Consider the following 26,451-nt stretch of genomic DNA (forward strand, 5'->3'; position numbering starts at 1 on the left):
GTGAGCCGGCCCCTAATATGGCGTAATCAGCACTTTATATATATTGTTCAAACAGAAATTCCGAAAAGCTTCTACGATTCCATGAAGCCCTTCAGTTTTATAGATGAAACGAAAAAAAGAGCTCATTTCAAAGCGCCTGCCCCAGAGCTGATTCTGCGCTAAGCAAAAAAGACCACCATAAAGTGGTCTTTTTAAGTTGACTTTCTTTTAATAAGTTTTAGGTTCAACTTATTTATATTGGGGACATCTTTGTTATTCATTAAGTTATATAATAAATTTGCTGCTGTTTGTCCCAACTCTTTAATCGGTTGATGTATCGTTGAAAGTTCTATTACCTTAGATATCGGCTGATTATCAAATCCTATAATCGCCAGTTCTTCAGGTATTCGTATTCCCTGTCTTTTCGCTTCATAAATGATCCCTGCCGCAACATAATCACTTCCTACAACCATTGCCTCAGGACGAGGTGACTTATTTAGTAATAATTTTGCTATTTCTATACCATTTTCAATAGTGTACTGTTCCTCAAAGTACCAATTATCACTCCATTTCAATCCGTATTCATTTTGAAAGTGAAAAAATGATTTTTTTCTGCTTATGCCAACACCGCTCTTAGGATTTCCTATACATAGACCAATGGATTGATGTCCTTGATTTCGCAGATGATCAATTGCCATTTTGATTCCTGACTCATGATTAATAAATATATGTGCAACCTGTTTGCTTGCAGAAGCTTCACAGGAAACAATATTGCCAAACCCAGATATCTCGTCGAGTACGTGATGGGGGCTTACACAGGATCCCAAAATAAGACCGTCAATAAGTTTGTATTTCAATCTGTTAAAAAACTCCATTTCTTGTTCAGGATCGTTATTTGATTGGTGCACAAGCAAACTGTAATTATGTTTATTACACTCTTCGCCTATTCCGGCAATCAGTTTACTGAAAAACGGATGGTTGATTTTAGGAACAATGACTCCGAATACATTTGTCTTCCCCCTGGATAGGTTAATCGCGTTGAAATTTGGTACATAATTTAATTCCTTCATAGATTTTAACACAGCGTCCCGCTTCTCAGGTTTTACATAAGGATGATTATTGAGAACTCTAGAAACTGTTGTCCGGGAAACGTTCGCTTTCTTTGCTATCTCTGTAATGTTTGTCATTACTGTTACTCCTTCTTAGACAGCGTTATCAGGATTTCACACTGAATAACACAAGGGGAAAAAAAGCATTTAATTAATAGTTTTATCATGGCCTGCATGAATATGTGCGCCTTCCTGTCCCACACTATAGATAGAACGGGGCTTCCCCATCTTGTATAATAGTTTGTCAAATAAACCTACTAATATCCCCAGACATAGCAGCACAATGATGGTTCCTATCCCAATCGGCCCCTGAAGAATGATTGCAAGCACAAAAGCTAAAGCTTCCCCTATCGTCTTTGTAATATTAATACCCCAACCTGTACGTTCAGTAATAGCCAACATTAATTCATCATTCGGTATCGAAGGAAAAGATGCTCTTAAATAAATAGCGATTCCCATAGCCAATATACACAACCCTATCAAAAATAAACTCCATTGAAGAATTACAGAATCTGTTTTTAAGAACGAAAGAACCTTTAAGTTTAAAAGGTCAACAAAACTTCCAATAATAAAAATCGGAATAAAACCGGCTAGATTAGGAAACCGCATTTTTATGAGGCTGTTTATAAAGATAAGGATTCCTCCGACAATGAAAACCCATGACCCGATTGTAAGGCCAATGAGTTCTGATAAAGCCACGTTTAGAGCATCCCAGGGGGCAATCCCGGTATTAGATTTAATCATACATACAACCCCTACGGATAAAATAAACAATCCGACAATATAGATTAAACATCTTTTCACAAAATGGCTCATGGCTGTATACTCCGCGGTTTAGGGTCTTCTTCTTTCGTCAGAATGTAATGATTAAAAGCATAAGATACACCACACTCATCATTCGATAACGTTTTAAAAGCAGCCAATTGAATAAGCTTCTTATCTGCATTCCCCATGGCTATCCCTATTCCTGCTGCATGAAACATAGGCAGATCATTTAAATTATCACCTATTGCGATTGCATTCCGCGCATCCGTTCCATAATGTTCACAAAGTTTATTTAATGACGCTCCTTTATCTACTCCTGCACTTGTGATTTCAAGATTGAATGCTCCTGAACTCGTTACGGCACACTCCTTCAGTTGTCCAAAATATTCTTTAGCTTTTTTTAATTTTCTTTGGTTTGGCGAAACAATCATACATTTTATGACATACCGATAATCGATAGGGTCAATTGTACCCGGTATTTCCTCTAACCCGTATTGATGGATTTGAGCTTTAATAGAATTCCAAAATACTTCTTGATTAAAATGAGGTTCTTCCATTACTGTATTGTAAAGTTCTTTTTCAAGCTGCTGAATTCCTTGATTTGATACGGCAATTTTGTCAGATAAATAGAGCTGGTAATAGATTTCTTCTTTATTTAACCATGTGATGATAGGTTGGATTACATCTGAATCCATAAAATGTTCGAATATGACCTGATTTCCCACATCAATTTGAGCGCCGTTTGAAGCAATAATCGGAAAATCCAAATCATATTTATGGATGATGTGTTTTGCATCAAATAAAGCTCTCCCTGTAGCGATTGTTACAAGATGACCTTGTTTTTGTCCAAGCTTTAAAGCTCTTACATCTTGTTCTTGGATAGTTAAGTTCTCTGATAACAGCGTGCCATCTAAGTCAATTGCAATTACTTTCATGTGAATTTCCTCCTCAGAGTTTAAAAATCATTGAAAGTATAATGTATGGTACGCGTTTCAGAGCAATTAGATTATTATATTAATTTGAAGTTTTTCTCCGAAGCTGATTAGACCTGTGCTTCTCAAGTGTCCTCCTGCTTAATAATCCTTCTCTTTTGATCAATCCAGTTAATAAAGAACTGACTGCTAATGGCGGAACACTAATTTGAAGAAATTCATCCGGAACTTCAAGCGCCGGCAACTCACTAGAAACTGAACTGTAACAGGACAGCTTACACTTATGGCCGGCGAATTGGGCACCGGCACTTTTCAGAGAACGATCACTTTTTGTGAAAATCGGATGTATGAAGTTTCATTGAGGCGGTGTCCCCGATATACTTTTCTCTTTTCTTTCATTTGAGGTAAAGAAAGCAAAACCTGATTCCCTTATGACAGAACTTGCTTTATCATAAAAGTATGCGTTTACATTCGAGTAGGGAGGTTATAGCATGACCCCTGTGAATTCAAGCAGCATCGGGAAGATTCAGGCGGCCAGCAAAGGTTTGTCGCCAAAATTGAGAGCGATTGCAGACCATATCGTGAAGGAACCGAAAGACGTGATTCACCTTTCCATCATTCAGCTGGCGGAAAAAACAAAAAGCTCTGAAGCGACGATTTTCAGGCTGTGCAAACGGCTCGGTTTTTCCGGCTATCAGGATTTAAAAATCGCGCTTGCTCAGGAGATCGTTCAGGAGCCGGTGCAGCACATTCATGAAGAAATGAGCCCCGACGACGATATCGAAGTCATCATCCAGAAAGTTTTCCGCACAAACATTTCCGGTCTGACCGATACCTTTCATTTATTAGATCCGGCCGACGTTGAAAAAGCGGTAGAAATGATCCACCGCGCAGACAGAATCGAATTTTACGGAAACGGCGGTTCCGGGCTGATCGCCACTGACGCGTATCACAAATTTATGCGTACGGGTATAAACTGCATCGCGCACACGGATTCTCACTTTCAGGCGATGTCAGCGGGTCTTCTCGGTCCCGATAGCGCAGTCATCGGCATTTCTCATTCTGGAAGCAACAAGGACGTGCTCGACGCGGTGAAAACGGCCAAATCGCTCGGCGCCGGCACGATCGGCATTACAAGCTACCAAAAGTCGCCGCTCACCCAGATTTCCGACGTGGTGCTGTATACGTCAACAAGGGAAACGGCCTTCAGAACGGAAGCAATGTCCGCAAGGCTTGCCCAGCTGTCGGTCATTGATACACTGTATTTCGCCACGGCCCGGCTGCGGCAGGAGAAAACGCTCGCCAACTTGCAGCAAATCAGAAAAATGATCGCGCACAAACGTTTGTAATCGCTTTCTGAATATTTATTTTTCAAAAGAGAGAATGCCGATACAGCGGGAATTGAGGCAATTTTATGAAAAAATTTTTCTTCTTCATCGTTGATTTATAAAAAAATTATTCCTATAATTGACTTTGTAAGGGCATACATTATCAATCTATCTTATTATTCAATCAGATTAGGCGGGATATATTATGAAGGAAACCCAAGCTGTTATCGGTCTGGATATCGGCACGACCAGTACGAAAGCCGTTCTGTTCGGACCAAGAGGCAAAGTGTTAGCCAAGCATTCGGTTCACTATGATTTAATACAGCCAAAGCCGGCATGGGCCGAGCAGGATCCTGAGCACATTTTGGAAGCGGTGATCGGAAGCATCAGGGACGCCGTCACAAAGGCCGGACTGAGCCCTGACAATCTGCTTGCAATCGGCATCAGCACCGCCATGCACTCATTGATAGCTGTCGATCAAAACGGCGGCCTGCTGACCAAAAGCATCATTTGGGCGGACAACCGCAGCGCCGAGCAATCAAAACGGATTTTAAAAGAGATGAACGGTTTTGATATTTATAAAAGAACGGGTACGCCGATTCACCCGATGTCTCCGCTTTCCAAAATTGTGTGGATGAAAGAACAGGACAAGGAGACATTCGCGAAAACCGCCAAATTCATCAGTATTAAAGAATATATTCTGCACGAGTTTTTCGGAACTTATGTCGTCGATTATTCGATCGCTTCGGCAACGGGGCTGTTCCGTTTAGATACGCTTTCCTGGGATGAAGAAGCGCTCCGGATTGCCGGAATCCGGGAAGATCAGCTGTCGGACATCGTGCCGACCACTCATCAGCTGCGCGGCCTTGCGCCGGAAATCGCTGCACGGATGGGCATTCATGCGGATACACCGTTTATTATCGGCGCAAATGACGGCGTGCTCGCCAACCTTGGAGTCGGCGCGATCGGCAAAGGCGAAGTGGCCGTTACGATCGGAACAAGCGGAGCCGTGCGTTCGGTGACGGATGCGCCGATTACGGATGAAAAAGCGCGGACATTCTGTTACGCGCTGACTGACAAGCATTGGGTCATCGGAGGCCCGACGAATAACGGAGGCATTATGCTGCGCTGGCTTCGAGACGAATTCGCTTCTCCGGAAGTCGAAACGGCGAAGCGGCTCGGCATTGATCCGTACGATTTAATGATTGATATCGCTGATAAAGTGCCCGCAGGCTCTGAGGGATTGCTGTTTCTGCCGTTTTTATCAGGGGAGCGCGCGCCGTTTTGGAATCCGAATGCCCGCGGAACGTTTTTCGGCATCAGCCTCCGCCATAAACGGGAGCATTTTATCAGAGCGGTGCTGGAAGGCGTCATCATGAGCGTCTTTTCAATCGGTGTCGCACTGAGAGATTTGGCGGGCCCTGCAAAAGACGTGCGGGCTTCGGGAGGATTTGCGAGATCGCCGCTTTGGAGGCAGATTTTGTCCGATACGATGGGACGGGAAGTCCTCGTTCCGGAAAGTTACGAAGCCTCGGCGCTCGGAGCGGCCGTTCTCGCTTTGCACAGCCTTGGCGAAATGGAACGGATCGAGGATGTTCAGGACTGGATCAGAATTTCTCACCGCCATGAACCGAACGTCAAAAACAGCGAAACATATATTGAGCTGTTTTACTTATACGAGCGGCTGTATGACAAGCTCAAAGATGAATTTGACGTCATCAGTGAATTTCAGCTCAAACAAAGCCGTTAATTCTTCTTTGAAAGGGTGAAAAGGTCATGTTACTGTTTATTGTCATTGCCGCTATTATCGTTTTACTCTTATTGATTACGGTCGCTAAATTAAATCCGTTTATCAGTCTGCTGATTACATCCATCCTTGTCGGTTTCGCAACGGGCATGAATCTGCCGGACATTATCGCTTCGATGAAAACCGGGCTCGGCAATACGCTGTCGCTGCTTGCGATCGTGCTGGCCCTCGGTACGATGCTCGGAAAAATGATGGCTGAATCAGGCGGTGCGGAGCGTATCGCCCACACCCTGATCGGCCGCTTCGGCAAAAAGAAAGTGCATTGGGCGATGATGGCCGTCGCTTTTATCGTCGGCATCCCGGTCTTTTTCCAGGTCGGCTTCGTCCTGCTCGTGCCGCTTTTGTTTACGATTGCAATTGAAACCGGGGTTTCATTAGTGACGATCGGGATTCCGCTCCTTGCGGGGCTTTCCGTCGTGCACGGATTGGTTCCGCCCCACCCGGCGGCGATGGCAGCTGTCGGCATTTATCACGCCAATGTCGGAAAAACGATTTTGTTTTCTTTAATCGTCGGCATTCCGACTGCCATCATCGCCGGGCCGCTTTACGGAAAATGGATTGGTAAGCGCATTCATAAACCCGTTCCCGAACTGTTGAAAAAACAATTTATTGAACGGAATGAAAAACGCAAGCTTCCGGGATTCGCAAATACATTGTTTACGATATTGGTACCGGTGATCCTGATGCTTATGGCAACGCTTGCCGAAATTGCGCTTCCGGAAAAAAGCACGCTCTATGAAACTTTTAAATTTATCGGCGACCCTGTCACGGCGCTTTTGATCGCCACGGTTTACTCCTTTTTCAGCCTTGGTTTTTATCAGGGCTTTGACAGAGAAAGCATTTTAAAATTCAGCAATGACTGTCTCGGGCCGATCGCTTCCATTCTGCTTGTGATCGGAGCCGGCGGCGCTTTTAACAACGTCCTGATTGATTCAGGCGTCGGCACGTATATCGCTGACATGGCGAAGCACTCAAGCTTCTCTCCCGTTCTTTTAAGCTGGACGATCGCGGCGGTCATCCGTGTCGCCACAGGTTCAGCGACTGTCGCCATGATGACGGCGGCCGGCATTGTTGCACCGATTGCATCTGTCATGCCGGGCGTCAGCAGCGAGCTTCTCGTTTTGGCAACGGGAGCGGGCTCTTTGATTCTGTCACATGTCAATGACTCCGGTTTCTGGCTCATTAAAGAGTATTTCGGAATGACAGTAAAAGAAACATTCCTGACATGGACAGCGATGGAAACGATTATTTCTGTCAGTGCGATCTGTTTTATCATGATCATTAACGCGTTTATATAAAAAAAACCCCGGCCGAATGAAGTGACCCCTGTCAAGCAGACAGTGTTAAAAAGACACGAAGCAGCCTGAGTCCTGTATTGATATGGGCTCAGGTTGTTTCACTTCTTTTGGAACCGTTGATGATTGGTAAAAATGAATATATTTACATACTGCTTCTTGAACTGCTTCAGCTGTCTGATAACCCATCCTATCATTTAGGCGAAGATCAACAACTTTTTTCTTAAAGTGAATATCATAAGTTTTACGTGTTTTCCCCATAAAAAATCCCCTCCATTGCAGACAGATCAGTATGCTTTCTTTTTTCTGTCTGCTATGAGGGGATCATATCAATATGAGCTGGGCTCTTCTTTCTTTAACGAAACAAAAGAACAGCTAATATCCCTAGATTAATTATTCCTAAAAGGAAGGAAACGACCGCTATCCCTTTGTTTTTCTGCATAAAATAAAGACCGTTTATAACCAAGATACAGCTGATCAAAGCATCAAATAATCGGAGAGCCATAACGTTAAAATCAACTTCCGACTCAAAAAAGCTAAATATCGATACTGCTATTAAAAAGATTACTGATACTGTGATATAAATCAACCAGTCCCTAGATGCATTGCTCTTTTCAGTTTCTTTTTGAATACTGTTCATGAGTTGTTCAAAACCACCTTATAACAATATTTCCTAAATCTTATAATATGCGCCTAATCATTTTCAATGCATCGTTATAATGATAAAAAAGAGGGGTATTTCTTCCCCCCCTCCTTAATTATCCGCAAATTAATTTTATTGCTTTGCTTTTTGAGTTGTGCTTGATAATAACACAAACTGTTCCGCAACCAATACCAATTGCTAGGTTGATGGCCGCAATTCTTAAGCAAGAAAGAGCACAAGAGCCTCCATTTGCTATATCATATAACCAAGATACAGCCGCTCTGCAGCTCATCATAGTTGATGCTTTTGTTTCTTCCGCAGAATCTTTTGAATCCTTTAAGTAATCTTCTACAGAAACTTCTGTTCCATTATCCAGTTTGACTTTTCCGCCTTCTGTTAAGTTTACATCTTCGACAACTTTACCGGATTGTTTTATTTGTAAATTAAGAAGTTTTTCTGATTCATCAAATGTAATGTAAGTTTCAATGGTATCGAATATTTGTTCAGTTTTCAGATCAACAAAATATTGTGCTGATGTTAATCCAGACTCCATATCATCAACAGGAATTGTTACCACAGCCATGCCTTCTTTTACATTTACAATCTCTTCATTTTGTTCATTTGAAAGTCCAAAGAAGCTGTTTTTTGGTTTTTTCACCAACTTGTTTTGTTTGAATTCCTTTGAGGCATAGACAATTTCTTTTGCTTTTTGTTGATCTTCTAATGGTCCCGATGACTCAGGAACCCCTGATTGGCATGACGTACAATTTGTTTTTGCTTTCCCTAAAACATTTGAATTAGCTTTAACACTAGTATTAAAAGAAAAAATCGTTACTAATGTAAGTGTGAAAGCCATTAACAGTGAAAAAAAGCCTTTCTTACCCATCAAATACCTCCCCTTTTTCCATATTTTAGGTGATTACATGAAGATTGTAACTTATTCCCAATTTGAAATCAACAAAAAAACAGATAATTCTATTAAATTTTCAAAAATGTCTCTTTTAAAATAAGCGGACTTTATTTTCACTGTCAAAAAACTGTCTATATGCACTTTCTTTTCGTTCGTAAATACAATCATAGAAAACCCATACATCAGGTGAAATTGCTGAGACATCGGCGTCGGTTTCAAAACAAAAGATCGCAAAAGATAAAATAACACGGATCAAATTGATCATTTCTTACTTTTGTATCACATTTCGTCTGTTTCTTCATTGCCCCATGGTAAGATCTTGTTGATCCATTTAAACAAAAGGATATGAAAAGGATATGAATATGAAAGTATTGGAAGCCAAAAACACTGCTATCAGAGGCAGATAAACGGGCAAAAGAATACAAAGAATTAAGAAGCCAGATGGTCAATCTTAAAAAAGCCTTCAAAGCCGTAGCTGACTTAGATGACAGTGAGTTTTCCGGAAAAGGCGCTGACAACATCAAAGTATTTTATCAAGATCACGCTGATGTGGCTGACAATTGGATTGATCTAATTGATATGAAAATTGCTTTTTTGACAAGCATTTCAGGCGCTTTAGAGGACGCCAGCTTGTCTGACGCATACATAGAAGAATCCTTGCTGGAACACGAGCTGGCTAACGCCTGCACCAAGTCAAAATCCATTATGTCTGAACAGAAGAAAGCGATGAAAGGTATCCTGCTTGATATCAATGATATTCTTCCGCTTGAATTGTTCTCGACAGAAGACTTCAAAGACGAACTTGCAGATGCAGAGGACAAACGTAAAAAAACAGTCGATAAATTAGGAAGCGTGGACGAAGCACTTGTTACTTCAATGTTCATTTCTCTGGCGATTGTCTGATAACCCATCCCATCATTTAGGTGAAGATCAACAACTTTTTTCTTAAAGTGAATATCATAAGTTTTACGTATTTTCCCCATAAAAAATCCCCTCCATTGCAGACAGATCAGTATGCTTTCTTTTTTCTGTCTGCTATGAGGGGATCATATCAGAAAACCGGGGTTTGTTTTTTTATCGGTCATTCACAAGGATATAAGCGGCTTTAACGGGTCCGTGGACGCCGACAACCAAATCCATTTCGATATCGGCCGAGTTGCTCGGTCCAGTAATATAGTTGATGCAGGAAGGAACGGTGACGCCGTCTCTGATCTGCTGTTTCAGTATATCGCTGGCCTGTGTCATTCTCGGCACAATGGAAGATTTCGGGATGATTGCGATATAGGTGGTCGGAAGCAGGCTGACAGAACGGCCGGCATGCTCTGACGCATACAAAACGACGGTGGCTGATTCCGCAAGCGTGATCTCGCTGAATGTGATGCCCACATTCGCTTGTTCCGCTTTTTCAATATTTTTCGCTCCTTGTTCCGCGTCCCATTCCCAAACGGGAATCCCTTCGTCCGGCCACTCTTCTGTCATAAGGGTCTGCAAGCCGTACGTTTCAAACCGGCTGTCCTTCGGAATGATGACAGGCCCTCCTTCAAAGCGGTTCACCTGCGTGCGCAAAGCGTCGTAAAGCCCGGCTGCATCCGTTTCGATCAGTTCGGTATGAATGTTGACGCAGTGGTCTTTCAGCATCGTGACAAGATCGTCTTCCGTACAGTCCGCATGCGTTTGATATTGTGGCTGATACTTCCATTCAGGCAGGGACACGCCTGATTTCCTGCGCTCTCTGCCCAGACTTTCGGCGATCCGGTTTAAAAAGGATTCCTGATGTGTAACCGTCCCTTTCATCATCATTCTTCCCCCTTTTGTTTTTCCCGGTCTTTAAACCAATCTCTGAATCTCGATTTATGCGGCGCCGGGAAATCCCGTATTGCCGTCCATTCTTTTAACGGCCCCGGCCCTTTTGATATTTTGTCATCCTCCGTAAACGGCGTCATGGCGGCAGGCGCCCATTTCGATCCCATTTTATAAAGGGACGGGGATGACGAGCCGAGCCCGAAGGCTTTCATCGCCAGTTTTTCGCTGATCGGCGCTTTGCCCTCTTTTTCCACGATGTTCTGCCGATGCTTGAGCAGCAGCTCGTGCAGCGGAATTTTAACGGGGCACGCTTCCGTACAGGCCGCGCATAAGGAAGATGCGTACGGGAGCTCCTTGTATTCGTCATATCCGCCGAGAAGAGGCGATAAGACGGCGCCGATCGGACCCGAATAGATGGACCCGTACGAGTGTCCGCCGACATGCCGGTACACGGGACAGACGTTGATGCAGGCGGCGCAGCGGATACATTGCAGCACCGATTGAAATTCCGTGCCGAGTATGCGGGAACGCCCGTTGTCCACAACCACGAGGTGGAATTCCTCAGGCCCGTCAGCTTCTCCTTGCTGACGAGGTCCCGTCAGCGCCGTAATGTAACTTGTAAGCCGCTGGCCGACGGCGCTTCTCGTCAGCATGCTGACAAGCACTTCAAACTCAGAAAATGACGGAACGATCCGCTCCATTCCCATCACGGTGATCTGCGTCTTCGGCAGCGCGGACACAAGGCGGCCGTTTCCTTCGTTCGTCACGAGACTGACCGATCCGGTATCCGCGATTGCAAAGTTGCAGCCTGTAATGCCGACATCCGCTTCGAGAAATTTTTTCCGGAGAACGCTGCGCGCGTGCATAACGAGCTCTTCCGGTTTTTCCGTCTGTTTATATTCGAGTCTCTCTTTAAACACGTCACGGATCTGCTCTTTGTTTTTGTGAAGAGCGGGAGCAACGATATGTGACGGCGGATCGTGGTCGTCAATCTGGAGAATGTATTCGCCGAGATCCGTTTCTGTGACTTCACAGCCCTCTTCCTCAAGCACTTCGTTCATATTGATTTCTTCTGTCACCATGGATTTGGATTTTACGATTTTTTTGGCGTTTTTCTGCCGGATGACATCGCGGATATAGGAGGACGCTTCTTCCGCCGTTTCGGCGAAAAAGACATGTCCGCCTCTGTTGGCGACGTTTTCGGCGAGCTGTTCCAAATAGAAATCAAGATTGTCCAGCACATGCTGTCTGATTTCTTCCGCATGGGAACGCCAATCCTCCCAGTTTCCCAATTCTTCGGCCGCCTGAAGCCTTCTTGTCCTGAGCCGTTCCTGCGCTCCGGAGACGGCTCCTCTCATAAACTCATTATCTATTCCTTCTGATACCCGCTCTTTAAAAGCGGCGGTACCGATTTTCATCGCCATGATTTTCCCCCCTTGTTGTTTCTCGTGTTATCTGCTGTTCAGCACTTCGGCGATGTGCATGACTCTGACGTTTTTATCCTTACGGTCAAGACGCCCTCCGATATTCATCAGACATCCGCAATCCGCCCCGATCAGCACCTCGGCCTCCGTGTCTTCCACGCAGGCGACCTTCTCATCCACCATTTGTTCAGAGATTTGCGCCATTTTCACAGAAAACGTTCCTCCGAATCCGCAGCATTGATGTTTTCCGGGAAGCGCGGTCAGCTCGAGCCCCTTGACATGGCGCAAAAGCTTCATCGGCTCCTCCGACACGCCGAGCAGCCTCGTCATGTGGCACGATGTATGGACTGTCGCTTTTTTTTGCAGCACCGCCCCGACATCCTCCACCCCGAGAACGTTGACGATAAAATCTGTTAACTCATATGTTTTGTCCGCAAGCTGCTGCGCTTTTGCCGCCCACTTCGGATCGTCCTGAAACAGATGCGGATATTCACGGAACATCGTCGTACAGGAACCTGACGGACTGACGACGTACTCCGCTTCTTCAAACGCGGCAATCATCCGCTTCATCGCTTTTTTCGCATCCGTCACATACCCGCTGTTGTATGCGGGCTGCCCGCAGCAGATCTGTCCCTCGGGAAAATCCACCTCACACCCGAGCCGTTCCAGCACCTCAACCGTCGCCTTTCCGACATTGGTCTGGAACATATCTACAAGGCACGTGACAAATAATGAGACTTTCATGATGAACCCCTCTTTCATCCTCAATATATGATCTGGTCATCTGATGACCTGTTTTTAGGAAAGCTCTATGAATATCCTACACTATTCTGAATATGGATTGGAAGGTTTTTCTGAAAAATCCTTTCGTCCGATGCGCTGAAGGGGACAAAAAAAGAGAAGCCCGAAAGCTCCTCAAGCTGCTCTACATCCCGTTTTCAAGCAGGCGTCCCAGTTTTTGCACACCCTCTTTTATCGCGGCTTTACCGGCATAACTGAACGACAGGCGGAGATATTCGGCACCGTCTTCATGATGCAGAAAAAAATATTTACCGGGTACATAGGAAACGCCGTGAGAAAGAGCTCCCGCCAGCATTGCGGATGTATCCGCTCCCGTCGCTTTCACCCATACAAAGTAACCGCCTTCAGGCACGTGCCAGGATGCAGATTCCGGAAGATATCGCGCTAATGCGGCGAGCAAAACGTCACGTTTGCTTTGATATGCTTCCCGCAAGACGGCGAGCCGTTTTTCAACATTCGTTTGTTCCAGATAGACGGCGGTCACCGCTTGGGAAAACGGGTGGCCTAAGTCTTTTTTTAACCATGACAATGCCGTGATGAATGCGGCGTCCCCTGCAATCCAGCCGATCCTCATACCCGGGGCGATGACTTTTGATAATGAACCGGCGTACATCACCCGGCCGTTTTGATCCATGGCTTTTAAGGGCGGCGGAATATCGGTGAATCCGAGCTCGCCGTATGCATCATCCTCCAAGATGAGAAAATCATATGTTTCGGCAAGCTGAAGCAGGCGTGTTCTCCGCTTCGCTGACATTACGGTTCCCGCAGGATTCTGAAAAGCGGGTATCGTGTAGAGAAGACGGGGAAGCAGAAGCCCTTTTCGTTTTCTTTCCTCAAGCATGAGCGCTAATGTTTCTGTTTGCAGGCCCTCTTGATCTGTCGGAATGCTCATGATATGCGGTGTATAATTCTTAAAAATCTCGAGCGCTTCCATGTAGACCGGCGCTTCAACGGCAGCGGCGGTTTGTTCATCGAGGAAAACCCGTGCAGCCAGATCTATCGCCTGACAGGCGCCTGACGTCACGAGCAGCTCATCGTCCCGGCAGTGAATGCCGCGGATGGCTAACCGTTCTTGAATCTGCTTTTTTAAAACGGCCGTCCTCGGGGTTCCCATATAATGCAGCGGCAGATCGCGCTCCTCATCCAGAAGGCGGGCGGCGGCTTCTTTCAGCTCCTTATCAGGAACGAGTGCGGGATCGGGATAGCCGGAATGCAGGGGGGTGCACGCTTTCGGAACTGCCGGCATCCATTCCCCGGGAGGATCGTTTGTCAGAGCTTTCTTTACATGGTCAGAAAAAAAAGATTCGGCCTGCATGTGATGTTATCCCCTTTCACAAGTCAGCTTCTATACATTTTCTTCAAAATAAGCCCCCAGCACTTCTTCCACATTCGTCAGGTGCGCGGTCATCGCGGCTTCCGCTTCATCCGCGTCTCCGGCGGCGACGGCGCTGTAAATGCGTTCATGCTCTTCATACAATCGCTGCACGCTCGTTCGTTTAGAAAACAGCCAAATTTTTCTCGTTTCTCTCATCGTTTCCAAAAGAAGCGCGGAGACATGATTCATGAGATGCTTGAGCAGGCCGTTTTGTGATGCTTCCGCCAGCGCCATATGAAAGGAGAAATCCGCTTTTTCGCCCAATTCTTCGTCTCCGTCAATGTCTTTCATCTCCATGAGAGCTTGGCGGATTTTTTGTAAATCGTCTTCGGTGCGTTTTTCAGCGGCCATGGCGGCGACGCCGAGTTCAAGCAGCTTTCTGACTTCGAGCAGCTGTTTGACATCCTCTTTTTTCATCAAGAGGGCGGAAGAAAGCGGCTGGGAAACATGAGACGGCTCAAATTCTCTTATGTATGTGCCTTCTCCCTGCTTCATGTCGACGAGCCCCATCGCTTTCAAAGCCGACAGCGCTTCTCTGACCGCCGAGCGGCTGACCTGAAAACTCTCAGAAAGCGCCTGAACGGAATCAAGCTTTTCACCCGGCTTAAGCTCGCCCGCTTTTATCTTCTCCAGCAATGCGTCAGCGACTTCCTCGTAGATTTTTTTCGTTTTAATTTGTTTATATTTCAACGCGATCACCCCGTCACTTGTGAATCTTGATGTTTATCGTCTATTATACTTCTTTTTTTGTATTGCCGACAGGTTCAGACAATTTGTTCAAGAAAAGTATTGTACTTTCAAAACTTTCAAAATATAATGCTAATTAACCCGGTCATCAGATGACCTTATCATAAAAAGTAATCGCTTACATGACATAAGGAGGGGTTTTTTAGGGATGCAATGGACACAGGAGTACGCTCCTTTAGGGGGAAATTTGCTTTTATCGGCAGCTTGCGCGCTCGTGCCGATTATCTTCTTTTTTTGGGCGCTTGCGGTGAAACGGATGAAGGGGTACATCGCGGGGCTTTTAACATTAGCCGTTTCACTTTTAATCGCTGTATTTGTTTACGGCATGCCGGCGGAAAAAGCGGTGATGTCCGCTTCTCAGGGAGCGGTGTACGGGCTGCTTCCGATCGGCTGGATTATCGTCACATCGGTCTTTCTGTATAAAATCACCGTGAAAACGGGACAGTTTGAGATTATCCGGAGTTCGGTGCTCTCAATTACAGATGACCGGCGTTTGCAGGCGCTGCTCATCGCCTTTTCATTCGGGGCGTTTTTAGAAGGCGCCGCCGGTTTCGGCGCTCCCGTCGCGATCTCGGCTGCTTTGCTCGTCGGACTTGGTTTTCAGCCGCTGTATGCAGCGGGAATTTGCCTGATTGCCAATACGGCGCCCGTTGCCTTCGGCGCGATCGGCATTCCGATTACCGCCGTCGAAGGTCCGACCGGGATACCGGCAATGGAAATTTCTCAAATGGTCGGCCGGCAGCTTCCGTTTTTATCCGTCTTTATTCCGCTGTACTTAATCATTTTGATGAGCGGGTTTAAAAAGGCTTTTGAGATATGGCCGGCCATTCTTGTTTCCGGCGTCTCCTTTGCGGCCGTGCAGTACGCAAGCTCGAATTTTTTAGGGCCTGAGCTTCCGGATGTGCTGTCGGCGCTAGTTTCCATGGCCGCGCTCGCTGTGTTTTTGAAATTTTGGAAACCGAAAACGGCCTTTCGTTTCGCGGCAGAACGGGAATCAGCAGCGGCCGCTGACCGGGCGCCGATCAAGTACGGGGGCGCCGCGGTGTTTAAAGCGTGGTCTCCTTTCCTTCTTCTGACGGCCATGATATCCGTCTGGGGGATTCCGGGCGTGAAGGCTGCCTTAACCGGTCATTACGAAGGAACGTCAATGTGGCTTTCCTGGCTGAATGCAGCCGGGCGTGCATTGACCTTCACGCCTCCCGTCCCATTTGTAAATCAGCAGATTCTTCAGGCGGACGGCACGCCGATTGAAGCCGTGTACAAACTTGAGCTTTTCGGTTCAGCGGGGACGGCGATTCTGATTGCCGCCGTCATCTCCAAGTTCGCCCTCGGCATGTCGTGGAAGACATGGGGCGAAGCGTTTATAGAAACGGTGAAAGAATTAACGCTTCCGGTCGTGACCATTGTTTCTGTTGTCGGCTTTGCTTATGTGACGAATGCTTCCGGCATGAGCACGACACTCGGTCTTGCGCTTGCCATGACGGGCGCGATGTTTACCTTTTTTTCGCCGGTGCTCGGCTGGCTCGGCGTATTTATTACCGGCTCTGATACGTCGGCCAATCTGTTGTTCGGCGGATTGCAAAAGGTAACGGCGCTCTCTGTCGGGATGGACCCGGTTCTCTCCGTCGCCGCCAATTCATCAGGCGGTGTCACCGGAAAAATGATTTCTCCGCAATCCATTGCGGTTGCCTGTGCCGCTGTCGGTCTGGCGGGCAAGGAAGCCGACCTTTTCCGCTTTACGATTAAGCACAGTCTGTTTTTGCTTCTGCTCGTCTGTCTCATTACATTTTTACAGCATCATCTGTTTTCATGGATGATCCCGTAACACGGAGAACCTCCCCGGGGTTTGGCTCGGGGAGGTTTCAGCTGTACCGTTTTCTCGCCGATGACGGCGGAATATTTAATTGGTCACGGTATTTGGCGACGGTGCGCCTTGAGATTCGGATGTCATATTGTTCATACAGCAGATCGGCAAGCTTTTGGTCTGAAAAAGGTTTCTTTTTATCTTCTTTACCGACCAATGCCTCCAGATGCGCTTTCACGGCATAATTGGAGGCGCCGCCGTCCCCCGATGATTCAGCTTTCGCCGAGAAAAATGTTTTCATTTCATACAGTCCGTACGGCGTCTGAACGTACTTCCCTTTGATTGCCCGGCTGATCGTTGATTCGTGGAGCTCCAGCGTTTCCGCCACCTCTCTTAAGGTCAGCGGCTGCATTCCGCTTTTTCCTGTGAGAAAAAAGGATTCCTGCCGTTCAGTCAGGACGCCGATAATTCTCGTGATCGTTTGTTTTCTTTGCGACAAAGCCCGGTTCAGCCAGCGCCATTCCTGATATTTTGCCGACAGATAATTTTTCGTGTCACGGCACCCGGCAGCTGACAGAAGCGGCTGATAATGGGTATGAAGCTGGATGTCAGGAAACGAACGGCTGTTGAGCCGCGCTTGAATGATGCCGTTTTTCACTGTGATGAAAATATCCGGTTCTACGTAAAAACCCGGCTCCTCATGCGCATAACAGAGCCCCGGCCTCGGATCAAGCGCGCTGATCATGTCAGCGATGTCCTGAATGTCTTTAAGCGGAATGCCCGTTTTTAGTGTAAGCGCTTTCCAGTTCTTTCTTGCAAATAGCTCAAAATAGGCTTCGGCAATCCATTCCGCCTGTTCGTTCCGCTCGGGCAAACGGCGGAGCTGAAGAAGGATGCATTCCTGCAAAGACCGGGCGCCGATTCCCGCGGGCTCAAGGGATTGAAGCTTTTTCAGAACCGCTTCCGTCTCCTCTTGTGAAGCGGATACATGGTCGGCGGCGGCTGGTATATCCTCTTTTAAATATCCGTTTGAATCCAATGAATGTATCAGATAATTGAAAATTTTTTTCTCATCATCGGACAGCTTCATGTCTAAGGCTTGCTGTTTGAGCGAATCCTGAAGCGTTTTGCGGGTAAGTCTGATCTGCTGGCTTCCGTCCCGTTCTTTCATCCTGTTTTTATTTGTTTTATGGTAAGATAGTGGCGGCGTGTCTGTTTCCTTTCGTTCAATCAGAGGGTTTTCCAGTGAGAGCTCATCAATATATCCGGCCAGTTCCGCGGAATTGTATCCGAGTAATGTGATAGCCTGTTTAAGCTCTTGCGTTAATTGAGGCTTTAACATTTGTGTTTGCTGAAGTTTGATATCCATCATGCTCACTCCCCTTTTTTCATTGTACATGATTGGTTTCATACCGTATATACTTATTAAAAGGAGTTGCTTTATAGATGTCAGAACTTTTTTCTGTTCCTTATTTTATTGAAAACTTTACACAGCACATTGAAATGAATCCGAATGAAGACCGAATTCATGCGATGAACAGCTATTACCGTTCCGTCGTTTCAACCCTTGTTCAGGATCAGCTGACGAAAAACTCGGTTGTGCTCAAAAGAATTCAGCATTTGGATGAGGCGTACAACAAAGTAAAACGCGGAGAAACAAAATAAACCTTCCGCTCATTCAAAGCGGAAGGTTTTCCTTCGTGCCGGCGGTTTCCCCGATCAGACGGACGTCCGGCGCTTCGTGCATCCAGGTGTGATAATAGTTGGCGTTTTTCCCGTATGAATTATCAATGACGGTATTCGGTTTCCCGAGAAGCGAGGACAGGATGTGCCCGTGAAGCCTTGACGTTTCCACCGATTCGTACCTGCTGAAAAACAGAACCGCTTTTTTCGTCAAGAAATCGGTATAGCGTTTCCAAAACCGCGCAATCGGCAGCGGGTTTCCCGCTTTTTTATTCAAAACATTCAGTGTTTGGAAAAAAGCGATTCCCCTGCGGTCGCTTGCTGACAGCACATCCTGCCAGTCGCAGCTTTTAACGGAAGGATTGTTTTGCAGCTTCGGATTGATTTCCCCATCCGTGCGGATAAAATGAAGCCTGCCGCGTGACGGAGCCGCTGACGCCGCCATCGGATACAGCTGATGGGCCATATCAGGCATAAGCCCGATATGATTCGCCGAAAAAAAGCGTTTCGCGGTCTCGCATGACACATGATCCCTCGTAAACAGGTGGAGATCCTTGTGCCCCGCAAAAAGCGCCGATGTCTTTTGCAGCCGTGTCTCATCCTGATAATAAATGGATTGCGGCAGGATGACGATCCTGTTTTCCGGGAAGGATTTGACGATTTTTTCCCTGAACGTCTGATAGTACGGATAGAGATCCCCGAAATTCCCGCCACCCTGACAGACGATGATTGTCTTTTTGTCCGCCCGGCGCCCGAATGGAAAATTGTCGGGATTCCAGCGCTGTTTCACGCGGATGCCGTGCGCTTTAAAAAACGCCTCCGTCCCCTTCATAATCAATAAATCCCCTACATTTCCGTAGAGGGGATAGTCGGCATATATGATGTCAGATTGCGGCGGTATAACGCTGAGCAGACCCGTCAGCGTCTCTTTTAATCGGCTCATAACATGGCGGCTGTCCATGTTTTCTCCCCTTTCGTTTCAAACAGTTGCGCAAGTGCGTCAATGACACGCTGCTGCTCCTCAGAAGACAAGTCAGACCCGGACGGCAGACAGATCCCCCGGCAGAAAAGGTTCTCAGAGACCCGTTCATGTGCGCTGTGAGGATAAAAGACGGAAGATGAGAAAAGCGGCTGCGTATGCAGCGGTTTCCACAGCGGCCGGGCCTCAATATTCTGTTCCGCAAGACAGGCGACTGCTTCTTCCGGCGTCACGCCGTTATCAAGCGTCAGAGCCGTCAGCCAGCGGTTTGAAACCGTTCCTTCAAGCTCCGGCATCATGCGGATGCCCGGATACGTTTCCAGCGCTTCCCGATACCTGTGAAAGATTTCTCTCCTCGCCCGGACGCGATCTTCGAGCACTTCCAGCTGCGATATCCCCACGCCCGCAAGAATGTTGCTGAGCCTGTAGTTATACCCGAGCTCGCTGTGCTGGTAATGAACGGCGGCATCTCTCGCCTGTGACGCAAGAAACTTCGCCTTTTCAATCGCGGCTTCATCGTCAGACACGAGCATGCCGCCTCCCGATGTTGTAATGATTTTGTTGCCGTTAAAGGAATAAATGCCGAAACGGCCGAACGTGCCGCTCTGCCTGCCTTTATATGTTGATCCTAAGGACTCGGCAGCGTCTTCAATCAGACAGACGCCGTATGCGTCACAAAGGCTCGTTAATTCATCCATTTTCGCGCTTTGGCCGTAAAGATTGACGGCGATCACCGCTTTCGGGAGTCTGCCGCGCCGCTTTGCATCCCGCAGCGCCCGCTTAAGCGCATCGGGCGACATATTCCACGTCTCCCATTCCGAATCAATAAAAACGGGCTCAGCCTGCTCATACACAATCGGATTCGCCGTGGCGACAAACGTAAAGGAAGGACAAAATACAGCGTCTCCTTTTTTCACACCCGCAAGCCGCAGGGCAAGATGGATGGCAGCCGTTCCCGAGCTTACGGCCGCCGCGCTTTTCACTCCCGTATATTCCGCGAGCCGCGCTTCAAACGAATTGACGAGCGGACCGAGCGGGGCAATCCAATTGGAACGAAAAGCTTCTGCAATGTATTCCTGTTCTTTTCCGCTCATATGAGGCGGAGACAAATAAATCCGTTTGTTTGTTTGCATGAAATCATCCTTTTTCATTATGGATAGGGGAGATGATGCGGGCCGGAACGCCGACCGCCGTCACATGGCCGGGAATTCGGCTGATAACCGCAGCCCCCGCGCCGATAACGGACCAAGGGCCGATGTCAATCTGCGGTATGACGGACGCGCCGATTCCGATGTGCGTTCCTTCCCCGACTTTCACTCCGCCGGCAAGCGCCGCGCGCGGTGAAAGATGGACGTAATCTCCGATTGCATTGTCATGATCGGCAACCGCCCCCGTATTGATGATGCAATGGGCGCCGATGTCAGCGCCCGCCTGAATGACGGCGCCCGCCATCACAACCGTTCCGTGTCCGACGGAAGCCGTTTCACTGACGATCGCCCCGGGGTGAATGAGTGCGGCATAATCGTCATCTTCAAGCCGAAGCGTTTCAGCGAACTGCTTTCTGACGCCGTTGCGGCCGATGCATATCGTGAATACGGCCTCGGGGACGAGTTTCCGAAGCATGTGCACGTCTTTCGTCCGGCCCGTATATAAACCGTTCCGAACGGCAAAACCGCTGAATCCGTCATCCAATACGCCCGCAAGCTCCATATCGGAACGGGCCTGCACGATTTCTCTCACGACTTTTCCGTGTCCGCCGTTTCCGATCAGCACGACCTTTTTCACGATGACATATCTCCGCTGCCTGTGAAGCGCTTTGCCGTCACATGGCCGGCTTGATGTATGCCTTCTGACATGAAAACTTTTTTCACTGTTAAAAGCAGAATCTTTAAGTCGAGAAGAAATGTGCGGTTGTCGACGTACCACACGTCGAGCTTGAATTTTTCCTCCCATGAAATCGCGTTTCTCCCGTTAATCTGCGCCCAGCCCGTAATCCCCGGCTTCACCTCGTGGCGCCGCGCCTGCTCCGCCGTGTAAAGCGGCAGATAATCCATCAGCAAAGGGCGGGGGCCGACAAGACTGATATCTCCTTTGAGCACATTAAAAAGCTGGGGAAGCTCATCGATGCTCAGTTTTCTGATCAGCCTTCCCGTTTTGATCAGACGGAGATGATCCGGAAGCAGTACACCGTTTTCATCACGCGCATCCGTCATCGTCCTGAGTTTATACAACGTAAACGGACGCCCGTTATGCCCCGGTCTCGTCTGTTTGAACAATACCGGAGACCCGATGGCGCATCTGACGGCTGCCATGGCAAAGAGAAGGATGACGCTCGCGCCGCACAATAACAACGTCGCGGCCGCTATATCAAATACACGTTTCGCCTTCAAATCTGAACAGCTCCTTTCACTTTTCGGCATTTCTGTAAAGCAAGCCGCCTTTCTTCTTTCGTACAAATGAAGAAAAAAGCGAATGCGGCATAGCTTATGCATACGGCAAGCCCCGCGGCGATCAGGCCGGCCCAGCTGTCAAGCGGTGAAAACAGCCGGATACCCCGGCAGACAGCCCAGGCAAATACGGCCGCCGCCAACGGGCCGAACATGCCTTTGTAAAACGCGGTTTTCTGAAAACCGGTAATATGCGAAACATACAGCGGCGTGAAGACGGCATTTTTCAAAATGAGCGAGACAGCCCCGGCGATGGTGATGCCGTACAGCCCGAGATGTGCCGGTCCGCTGAGAACCACGGCCAATATGACATTCAGTCCGCCTAAACATAAAGTAACGACGGCGGGCGTTTTTTGTTTATTAAAAGCCGTCCATACGTAAAAAAGCGGCATGACAGAGAGACTGACCGCCAAGTACCCGGCGTGAATGTATAAAAGCGGCGCCGTCTGCACAAACGACGGGCCCAGCCAAATCGCCAGAAACGGTTCGGCGAGCCCTCCTAATAATGCGGCAGGAAGCGCGAGCAGAAGCCCGTTCAGCCGCACAGCCTTATTGGCGTAAGACAGGAGGCCTTCCATATCGCCTTTTGAATAGTAGGAAGTCAAAACCGGCGCAAACAGTGAAGCAAGCGTCCCGGCAAGACTTCTGAGCAGGAGCGGGAATTGAATAATCGCCGCATAGACACCCGCTTCAGACGGCCCCAGCACGAGGTTGGCCGTCATGAGGTCAATCTGCAGAAACAGCAGCACGCCGATCTGGTTGACAGAACTCCAGGCACCGGCCGAAAACAGCACTTTGCTCGTTTGTAATGACAAGGTTTTACGGCTGAAAGAAAACCAAGGAATCAATTTCTTAAAGAAGAAAAAAGTCAGCACGGCCGCACAGACGGCTCCCGCTAATGCCGAAAGCTGGATCTGCCATATTTTAGGCGTCAGGCACGTAAACAGAGCGAGTACACACAGCACCCTGACCAGCATTTGCACGGCCTGAATGGAGCTTGTGATATAAAGCTTGTTGGCAAAAAACGGCCCCGTCGCGAACCCCGCCATAAAAAATGTCAGTATAAACAGCACGCTGCCGATTACGATGGACAGCCTTACATCCGTTAAGAGCCCGGCCGGTACATTCATAATCTTGTCAATAAAAAAAGCCGTCCCGGCTAGCGGCACAGCGAGTAATAGAGATATCACGACAGACGCGGCTAAATAATTGCTTACATACGCATTGGCCTCGTCCCTGTTCCCCCTGTGGGCGGCGACGGAGAAAAACCTCACAACGACAGAGCTCAGCGCAACGGTAATAATAGAGAAATAGTTAATGATATTCTGTGTCAGATGGACAAACCCAAAAGCCTCCACACCTAATGTTTTCACAATAAAGGGCGTCATCCACACTGATAAAAACACCGATAGTAAAAACGCCGTCACATTGGCGCCGAAATTAATGGCAAATTTCATGCTCCTTCCGCACTGCCTTTCTCTTTCGATTTCCGTTCGAAAAACGCATGCAGAAGAAGAGGAAGGCGCATTTTGCACAGGCCGAGCACCACGCGCTCCCCCGCCAGCAGCTGTTTATGCCGGCACGGCGTGCTGCGCACCGCCGTTTTTACCATGTCATACGTTAAGATTCTGCCGATGTGCGCCGTAATCTGATGTGACGGCTGCGGGGCGGCGCATGCGTTGGCGATCAGCATCGGAATCTGATGCTTGCACAAATATGTATCGATATCGCTCCGGCAGGCGTCCGTCAGCCCGTTCGCCTCATAAAAAGCCATTTTCGCTTTATATTGCTTTTGCAGTTCTTGATCTAAGTGGGGCTTAAACGGTGTTTCTGTGAGACTTTGCGGATTTTCCCGGTAGATATACAGCCCTTCGTCTATCACTTTGACACGCGCGGCTTGCCGGAACGCTGCCAAGTTAAACGGAGAGTCCTCGGCAAACCGGATATCTTCATGGAACAACAGTCCTTGCAATGATTCTCGCCGGTATATATAGCGCCACACATACCAAATAAACCGATGTTCGTGCGCGCGGGTCAGCAATGCAGTCATTTCATCCGCTGTGAAGACGCGGCCCGGCGGAATGGACGGCGGCATATACGTTCGTTTCTTAGACGGCGTTTCCTTATAATAACCGCAGCCGACGATATCCAGCCGGTTCTTCTCCGCTTCTTCATAAAGCCTTTCGAACATCGTTTCCGTCACATAGTCATCGCCGTCCGCAAAACCGATATAACGGCCGCGGGCGGCTTTTATTCCGGCATTGCGGGCCGAGCTGAGGCCGCCGTTTTCTTTATGAATCACCCGGATTCTCGCATCTTCTGCGGCGAATTGTTCAGCAATCCGGCCTGACTGATCCGGTGAGCCGTCATTGACGAAAATGATTTCGATGTCTCTCAGCGTCTGTTTTGTTAAAGAAACCGCGCATTCTTTAATAAAAGGCTCTGTATTATACATCGGCACGATCACGCTCACAAGCGGCGCGGTCATTGGGCATCACCGCTGATTTTCGAGCGCAGCCCGGCAAAATAAACACTGCGCAAAGAACCGCCTTCCTCATGCTTGCCGCTGAGCAGCCGGTTTACGGCGGACGTTACGGCTTCAGGGTCTGGACGTTCAAGCAATGTCATGTTCGGTATGTTTTTCAGCCATTGATAGCCTTCCATCACTTTATGATCAAACGAACGAATGACGACACAAGGCGTTTTCGTCAGCGCACAAAAAATCATCCCGTGAAGCCTGTCAGTGACGACGGCTTCCGCGCCTTTCAGCGTATTCCAAAGCGCCTCCAGCTCCTTTTCACGTGTATGGCGGCTGACCCTCCGGCCGACCGTCGTGGTAAAGGAATGCAGCTCGCCGTACTCTTTTGCCAAAGCTTCTTTAACCAACGTTCTGTCCTCAGCCGTCAGCGCACTCTCCTTATCCTCCCGTAAACAGAGGTAGATCCCTTCCCGCGGGATGTGCCGCTCGCTTTTATCCAAATATAAGACCATGTCAGGCTGTTTGAGCACTGTTTTTCCGGGAAAATGACGCTTCATCCATTGATACGTCGTCTCATCTCTCGCCATTAACAAAAGGTCGGGATGCGCATTGTACACTTTTCGGGCGCGCTTCAGTTCCTTCCGTCCCTTTTTTGATTCAGAAAAGTGAGCCGTCGCCGGAAGCTGAACGATCCGATATCGCCGGAATGTTTTGATGATAAAGCGGCGCGTCCATTCCTCATACCGGTACAAATCCCCCATGTTCCCGCCGCCGATGATGAATACCATATCATCGGGGTGGCGCTTTTTGATCAGCGCTTTTGCCGATCTGTATATATCCTTCATATCCACTTCGACAATGTCAAAATCGGGATACTCCCGTTCAAGAAACGTTTTGCTTGCGTAGGCGATGGCGTGATCGCCGAGATTATCGTGGGACGGGAGCAGTGTCAGAATGATCTTTTTTCTTGCCGCTGTAAGCCCCGCCCCATCCGCTGCCGTTCCGAAATGAAATTGGGACGGATATTTGACCTTAAGCAACAGCCATTCTGCGAGATTGATTTTTAAAGATTGTATCGACATGTCTTCACCCTCTGATTTTCATTTTGTACTCGATTGCCCGCTGATACGCGGCTGATGCCAGCGACACGAACGGAATCAGCTTCAGCTTCGCCAAAAGCAGAAGGCATGAGCGTTTGGCGTCAAACGGCGCCGTTCCGGTTTTGGAAAGGCTCAGGCGAAACACGGGATCAGCGCATATCCGGCTGATATTCTTCCACTTCTCAGAAAACCGGCTGCCGTTATTCCGCTTCCATTCATTCAGCAGGCAGACTGTTCCGTGCTGAACGATGAAAAAATCCAGCTCCTGCCGGTATTCCTGTAAGCAGCCGTTTTCACGCAAAAAAGCCTCGTTCAGCCGATAGAGAACGAGACCTGAGTCAAACAGCTTTTTCTGATAGCTTTGCACAATGGAAGTCAAGTGAATCCGATAATGATAGAGCGGCTGATCCACGTACGAGACCGCACCTGCGAAAACATGCGCCCGGAGGCTGAAGTACTGATCCTCCACGTGCTCCAGCTCATCACGAAGCGGAAAGCGCAGCCGATGATGCTCGATCATGGTTCTTTTGTACAGCTTGTTCCATGAAAAACCGCTGACTCTTCCTTCAAATAAATCTTTCAGGTACCGTTGTTTCGGGCGGCCCTCGTACGCTGAAGCGATCGTTGAAACGGCGGTTTTCCCCGTATCCGCAAACTCGGCCGCATATTCGCAAATCACGAGATCAGCCTGATCAGCCTTCGCTTTTTTATACATGCGCAGGCAATAATCAGGTTCAACCCAGTCGTCCGCATCAATAAAAGCGATAAATTCGCCGCGCGCCGCCTCGATTCCCCTGTTGCGGACGGCTCCGAGCCCCCGGTTTTGCTGATGAATGACCCTGATTCTCTCATCCCGCTTCTGATAGATTTCAAGAATCGCCGGGCTTTGATCCGTTGACCCGTCATTAACGGCCACGATTTCGATATTGGCGAGCGACTGCTTGAGCAATGAATCTAAGCATCTTTCTAAATAAGTTTCCGTATTATACACAGCAATTAATAAACTGACCGCGGGTGTTTCCATATAAACCTCCAGTGTCC

The 26,451-nt window shown here is 48.0% G+C and carries 25 protein-coding genes and 1 pseudogene; 6 read left to right on the top strand and 20 right to left on the bottom strand.

The features are described 5' to 3' along the window. Positions 1-191: 191 nt before the first annotated feature. From SB847_RS12760 to SB847_RS12770, 3 genes are all read right to left on the bottom strand, one after another. Positions 192-1,166, bottom strand: a complete 975-nt coding sequence (locus tag SB847_RS12760; RefSeq protein ID WP_410563599.1) for a LacI family DNA-binding transcriptional regulator — start codon at positions 1,164-1,166, stop codon at positions 192-194. Between the two features lie 69 nt (positions 1,167-1,235). Continuing rightward, positions 1,236-1,904, bottom strand: a complete 669-nt coding sequence (locus SB847_RS12765; protein ID WP_410563601.1) for a YczE/YyaS/YitT family protein — start codon at positions 1,902-1,904, stop codon at positions 1,236-1,238. Beyond that, positions 1,901-2,788 carry a Cof-type HAD-IIB family hydrolase gene (locus tag SB847_RS12770; protein WP_406528611.1) on the bottom strand — a complete coding sequence of 296 codons (888 nt, stop codon included), beginning with the start codon at positions 2,786-2,788 and terminating at the stop codon, positions 1,901-1,903. The genes SB847_RS12765 and SB847_RS12770 overlap by 4 nt, the downstream gene beginning before the upstream one ends. 488 nt (positions 2,789-3,276) lie before the next feature. Here SB847_RS12770 and SB847_RS12775 point away from each other — a divergent pair, with 488 nt between their 5' ends. The 3 genes from SB847_RS12775 (at position 3,277) to SB847_RS12785 (ending at position 7,218) form a co-directional block, all read left to right on the top strand. Further along, complete coding sequence (locus SB847_RS12775) at positions 3,277-4,134, top strand: MurR/RpiR family transcriptional regulator (RefSeq protein WP_044801862.1); 858 nt, start codon at positions 3,277-3,279, stop codon at positions 4,132-4,134. A gap of 184 nt (positions 4,135-4,318) precedes the next feature. Continuing rightward, positions 4,319-5,863: a gluconokinase gene (gene gntK / locus SB847_RS12780; protein ID WP_032876357.1), complete on the top strand. Its 1,545-nt coding sequence runs from the start codon at positions 4,319-4,321 to the stop codon at positions 5,861-5,863. A 26-nt stretch (positions 5,864-5,889) separates the two neighbouring features. Beyond that, complete coding sequence (locus SB847_RS12785; protein WP_007407373.1) at positions 5,890-7,218, top strand: GntP family permease; 1,329 nt, start codon at positions 5,890-5,892, stop codon at positions 7,216-7,218. A gap of 45 nt (positions 7,219-7,263) precedes the next feature. On the opposite strand, the gene SB847_RS12790 is transcribed toward SB847_RS12785, so the two are convergent. The 3 genes from SB847_RS12790 to SB847_RS12800 form a co-directional block, all read right to left on the bottom strand. After that, the gene (locus tag SB847_RS12790; RefSeq protein ID WP_060562545.1) at positions 7,264-7,476 is read right to left on the bottom strand and encodes a hypothetical protein; all 213 of its coding nucleotides are present in this window, start codon (positions 7,474-7,476) and stop codon (positions 7,264-7,266) included. A 94-nt stretch (positions 7,477-7,570) separates the two neighbouring features. Then, positions 7,571-7,855 carry a hypothetical protein gene (locus SB847_RS12795; protein ID WP_045208953.1) on the bottom strand — a complete coding sequence of 95 codons (285 nt, stop codon included), beginning with the start codon at positions 7,853-7,855 and terminating at the stop codon, positions 7,571-7,573. Positions 7,856-7,973: 118 nt separating this feature from the next. Next, on the bottom strand, positions 7,974-8,744 hold the full coding sequence (locus SB847_RS12800; protein ID WP_045208954.1) for a putative immunity/bacteriocin fusion bifunctional protein: 771 nt from the start codon (positions 8,742-8,744) through the stop codon (positions 7,974-7,976). A gap of 411 nt (positions 8,745-9,155) precedes the next feature. Between SB847_RS12800 and SB847_RS12805 the strand changes: the two are divergent. Beyond that, a pseudogene (locus SB847_RS12805) lies at positions 9,156-9,641 on the top strand (T7SS effector LXG polymorphic toxin); the annotation flags it as partial. Positions 9,642-9,842: 201 nt separating this feature from the next. Here the strand turns inward: SB847_RS12805 and SB847_RS12810 are convergent. The 5 genes from SB847_RS12810 to lutR form a co-directional block, all read right to left on the bottom strand. After that, positions 9,843-10,565, bottom strand: a complete 723-nt coding sequence (locus SB847_RS12810; RefSeq protein ID WP_025649302.1) for a LutC/YkgG family protein — start codon at positions 10,563-10,565, stop codon at positions 9,843-9,845. Then, a complete protein-coding gene (locus tag SB847_RS12815; protein WP_007407375.1) occupies positions 10,565-11,995 on the bottom strand; it encodes a LutB/LldF family L-lactate oxidation iron-sulfur protein in 1,431 nt (476 codons plus the stop codon). Before SB847_RS12815 ends, SB847_RS12810 begins: the two co-directional genes overlap by 1 nt. Before the next feature lie 27 nt (positions 11,996-12,022). Continuing rightward, positions 12,023-12,739: a (Fe-S)-binding protein gene (locus tag SB847_RS12820; RefSeq protein WP_014418920.1), complete on the bottom strand. Its 717-nt coding sequence runs from the start codon at positions 12,737-12,739 to the stop codon at positions 12,023-12,025. Between the two features lie 181 nt (positions 12,740-12,920). After that, complete coding sequence (locus SB847_RS12825) at positions 12,921-14,111, bottom strand: aminotransferase-like domain-containing protein (protein ID WP_410577912.1); 1,191 nt, start codon at positions 14,109-14,111, stop codon at positions 12,921-12,923. 30 nt (positions 14,112-14,141) lie between these two features. After that, complete coding sequence (gene lutR / locus SB847_RS12830) at positions 14,142-14,861, bottom strand: L-lactate utilization/bacilysin biosynthesis transcriptional regulator LutR (protein WP_024085825.1); 720 nt, start codon at positions 14,859-14,861, stop codon at positions 14,142-14,144. A gap of 205 nt (positions 14,862-15,066) precedes the next feature. Between lutR and lutP the strand changes: the two genes are divergently transcribed. Further along, entirely contained in the window at positions 15,067-16,743 is a 1,677-nt protein-coding gene (gene lutP, locus SB847_RS12835) for an L-lactate permease LutP (protein ID WP_044801865.1), read from the top strand. A 37-nt stretch (positions 16,744-16,780) separates the two neighbouring features. On the opposite strand, the gene rpoN is transcribed toward lutP, so the two are convergent. Further along, positions 16,781-18,091, bottom strand: a complete 1,311-nt coding sequence (rpoN, locus tag SB847_RS12840) for an RNA polymerase factor sigma-54 (protein WP_038460896.1) — start codon at positions 18,089-18,091, stop codon at positions 16,781-16,783. 77 nt (positions 18,092-18,168) lie between these two features. Here rpoN and yvfG point away from each other — a divergent pair, with 77 nt between their 5' ends. Beyond that, complete coding sequence (gene yvfG / locus SB847_RS12845) at positions 18,169-18,387, top strand: protein YvfG (protein WP_003151570.1); 219 nt, start codon at positions 18,169-18,171, stop codon at positions 18,385-18,387. 13 nt (positions 18,388-18,400) lie between these two features. Here the strand turns inward: yvfG and SB847_RS12850 are convergent, their stop codons facing one another. From SB847_RS12850 to SB847_RS12885, 8 genes are read right to left on the bottom strand one after another with little or no spacing between them, the layout of a single operon-like run. Further along, positions 18,401-19,366: a polysaccharide pyruvyl transferase family protein gene (locus tag SB847_RS12850; protein ID WP_410577915.1), complete on the bottom strand. Its 966-nt coding sequence runs from the start codon at positions 19,364-19,366 to the stop codon at positions 18,401-18,403. Then, positions 19,345-20,517 (bottom strand): aminotransferase class I/II-fold pyridoxal phosphate-dependent enzyme, encoded by a 1,173-nt coding sequence (locus SB847_RS12855; RefSeq protein WP_410577916.1) that lies wholly within the window; start codon positions 20,515-20,517, stop codon positions 19,345-19,347. Before SB847_RS12855 ends, SB847_RS12850 begins: the two co-directional genes overlap by 22 nt. 4 nt (positions 20,518-20,521) lie before the next feature. Beyond that, positions 20,522-21,169 (bottom strand): acetyltransferase, encoded by a 648-nt coding sequence (locus SB847_RS12860; RefSeq protein WP_088461702.1) that lies wholly within the window; start codon positions 21,167-21,169, stop codon positions 20,522-20,524. Further along, positions 21,166-21,774, bottom strand: coding sequence for a sugar transferase (locus tag SB847_RS12865; RefSeq protein WP_410563622.1), 609 nt, complete (start codon positions 21,772-21,774; stop codon positions 21,166-21,168). The genes SB847_RS12860 and SB847_RS12865 overlap by 4 nt, the downstream gene beginning before the upstream one ends. Further along, positions 21,771-23,288, bottom strand: coding sequence for an MATE family efflux transporter (locus SB847_RS12870; protein WP_410577918.1), 1,518 nt, complete (start codon positions 23,286-23,288; stop codon positions 21,771-21,773). The genes SB847_RS12865 and SB847_RS12870 overlap by 4 nt, the downstream gene beginning before the upstream one ends. Beyond that, positions 23,285-24,319 carry a glycosyltransferase gene (locus tag SB847_RS12875; RefSeq protein ID WP_410577920.1) on the bottom strand — a complete coding sequence of 345 codons (1,035 nt, stop codon included), beginning with the start codon at positions 24,317-24,319 and terminating at the stop codon, positions 23,285-23,287. Before SB847_RS12875 ends, SB847_RS12870 begins: the two co-directional genes overlap by 4 nt. After that, the gene (locus SB847_RS12880; protein WP_410577922.1) at positions 24,316-25,392 is read right to left on the bottom strand and encodes a polysaccharide pyruvyl transferase family protein; all 1,077 of its coding nucleotides are present in this window, start codon (positions 25,390-25,392) and stop codon (positions 24,316-24,318) included. Before SB847_RS12880 ends, SB847_RS12875 begins: the two co-directional genes overlap by 4 nt. 4 nt (positions 25,393-25,396) lie before the next feature. Then, positions 25,397-26,434 (bottom strand): glycosyltransferase family 2 protein, encoded by a 1,038-nt coding sequence (locus tag SB847_RS12885; RefSeq protein WP_410577924.1) that lies wholly within the window; start codon positions 26,432-26,434, stop codon positions 25,397-25,399. Positions 26,435-26,451: the final 17 nt, after the last annotated feature.

Source organism: Bacillus sp. SIMBA_026, from assembly GCF_046535335.1.
Lineage (GTDB): Bacteria > Bacillota > Bacilli > Bacillales > Bacillaceae > Bacillus > Bacillus velezensis.

Coding starts and splice junctions, on each gene's coding strand:
- SB847_RS12775 (WP_044801862.1), top strand. CDS start 3,277: ATGACCCCTGTGAATTCAAGCAGCATCGGGAAGATTCAGGCGGCCAGC.
- SB847_RS12815 (WP_007407375.1), bottom strand. CDS start 11,995: ATGGCGATGAAAATCGGTACCGCCGCTTTTAAAGAGCGGGTATCAGAA.
- SB847_RS12880 (WP_410577922.1), bottom strand. CDS start 25,392: ATGTCGATACAATCTTTAAAAATCAATCTCGCAGAATGGCTGTTGCTT.
- SB847_RS12810 (WP_025649302.1), bottom strand. CDS start 10,565: ATGATGAAAGGGACGGTTACACATCAGGAATCCTTTTTAAACCGGATC.
- SB847_RS12765 (WP_410563601.1), bottom strand. CDS start 1,904: ATGAGCCATTTTGTGAAAAGATGTTTAATCTATATTGTCGGATTGTTT.
- SB847_RS12850 (WP_410577915.1), bottom strand. CDS start 19,366: ATGGACAGCCGCCATGTTATGAGCCGATTAAAAGAGACGCTGACGGGT.
- SB847_RS12870 (WP_410577918.1), bottom strand. CDS start 23,288: ATGAAATTTGCCATTAATTTCGGCGCCAATGTGACGGCGTTTTTACTA.
- SB847_RS12795 (WP_045208953.1), bottom strand. CDS start 7,855: ATGAACAGTATTCAAAAAGAAACTGAAAAGAGCAATGCATCTAGGGAC.
- lutP (WP_044801865.1), top strand. CDS start 15,067: ATGCAATGGACACAGGAGTACGCTCCTTTAGGGGGAAATTTGCTTTTA.
- SB847_RS12855 (WP_410577916.1), bottom strand. CDS start 20,517: ATGCAAACAAACAAACGGATTTATTTGTCTCCGCCTCATATGAGCGGA.
- SB847_RS12790 (WP_060562545.1), bottom strand. CDS start 7,476: ATGGGGAAAACACGTAAAACTTATGATATTCACTTTAAGAAAAAAGTT.
- rpoN (WP_038460896.1), bottom strand. CDS start 18,091: ATGGATATCAAACTTCAGCAAACACAAATGTTAAAGCCTCAATTAACG.
- SB847_RS12800 (WP_045208954.1), bottom strand. CDS start 8,744: ATGGGTAAGAAAGGCTTTTTTTCACTGTTAATGGCTTTCACACTTACA.
- SB847_RS12820 (WP_014418920.1), bottom strand. CDS start 12,739: ATGAAAGTCTCATTATTTGTCACGTGCCTTGTAGATATGTTCCAGACC.
- yvfG (WP_003151570.1), top strand. CDS start 18,169: ATGTCAGAACTTTTTTCTGTTCCTTATTTTATTGAAAACTTTACACAG.
- SB847_RS12785 (WP_007407373.1), top strand. CDS start 5,890: ATGTTACTGTTTATTGTCATTGCCGCTATTATCGTTTTACTCTTATTG.
- SB847_RS12825 (WP_410577912.1), bottom strand. CDS start 14,111: ATGCAGGCCGAATCTTTTTTTTCTGACCATGTAAAGAAAGCTCTGACA.
- SB847_RS12770 (WP_406528611.1), bottom strand. CDS start 2,788: ATGAAAGTAATTGCAATTGACTTAGATGGCACGCTGTTATCAGAGAAC.
- SB847_RS12875 (WP_410577920.1), bottom strand. CDS start 24,319: ATGACCGCGCCGCTTGTGAGCGTGATCGTGCCGATGTATAATACAGAG.
- SB847_RS12885 (WP_410577924.1), bottom strand. CDS start 26,434: ATGGAAACACCCGCGGTCAGTTTATTAATTGCTGTGTATAATACGGAA.
- SB847_RS12760 (WP_410563599.1), bottom strand. CDS start 1,166: ATGACAAACATTACAGAGATAGCAAAGAAAGCGAACGTTTCCCGGACA.
- gntK (WP_032876357.1), top strand. CDS start 4,319: ATGAAGGAAACCCAAGCTGTTATCGGTCTGGATATCGGCACGACCAGT.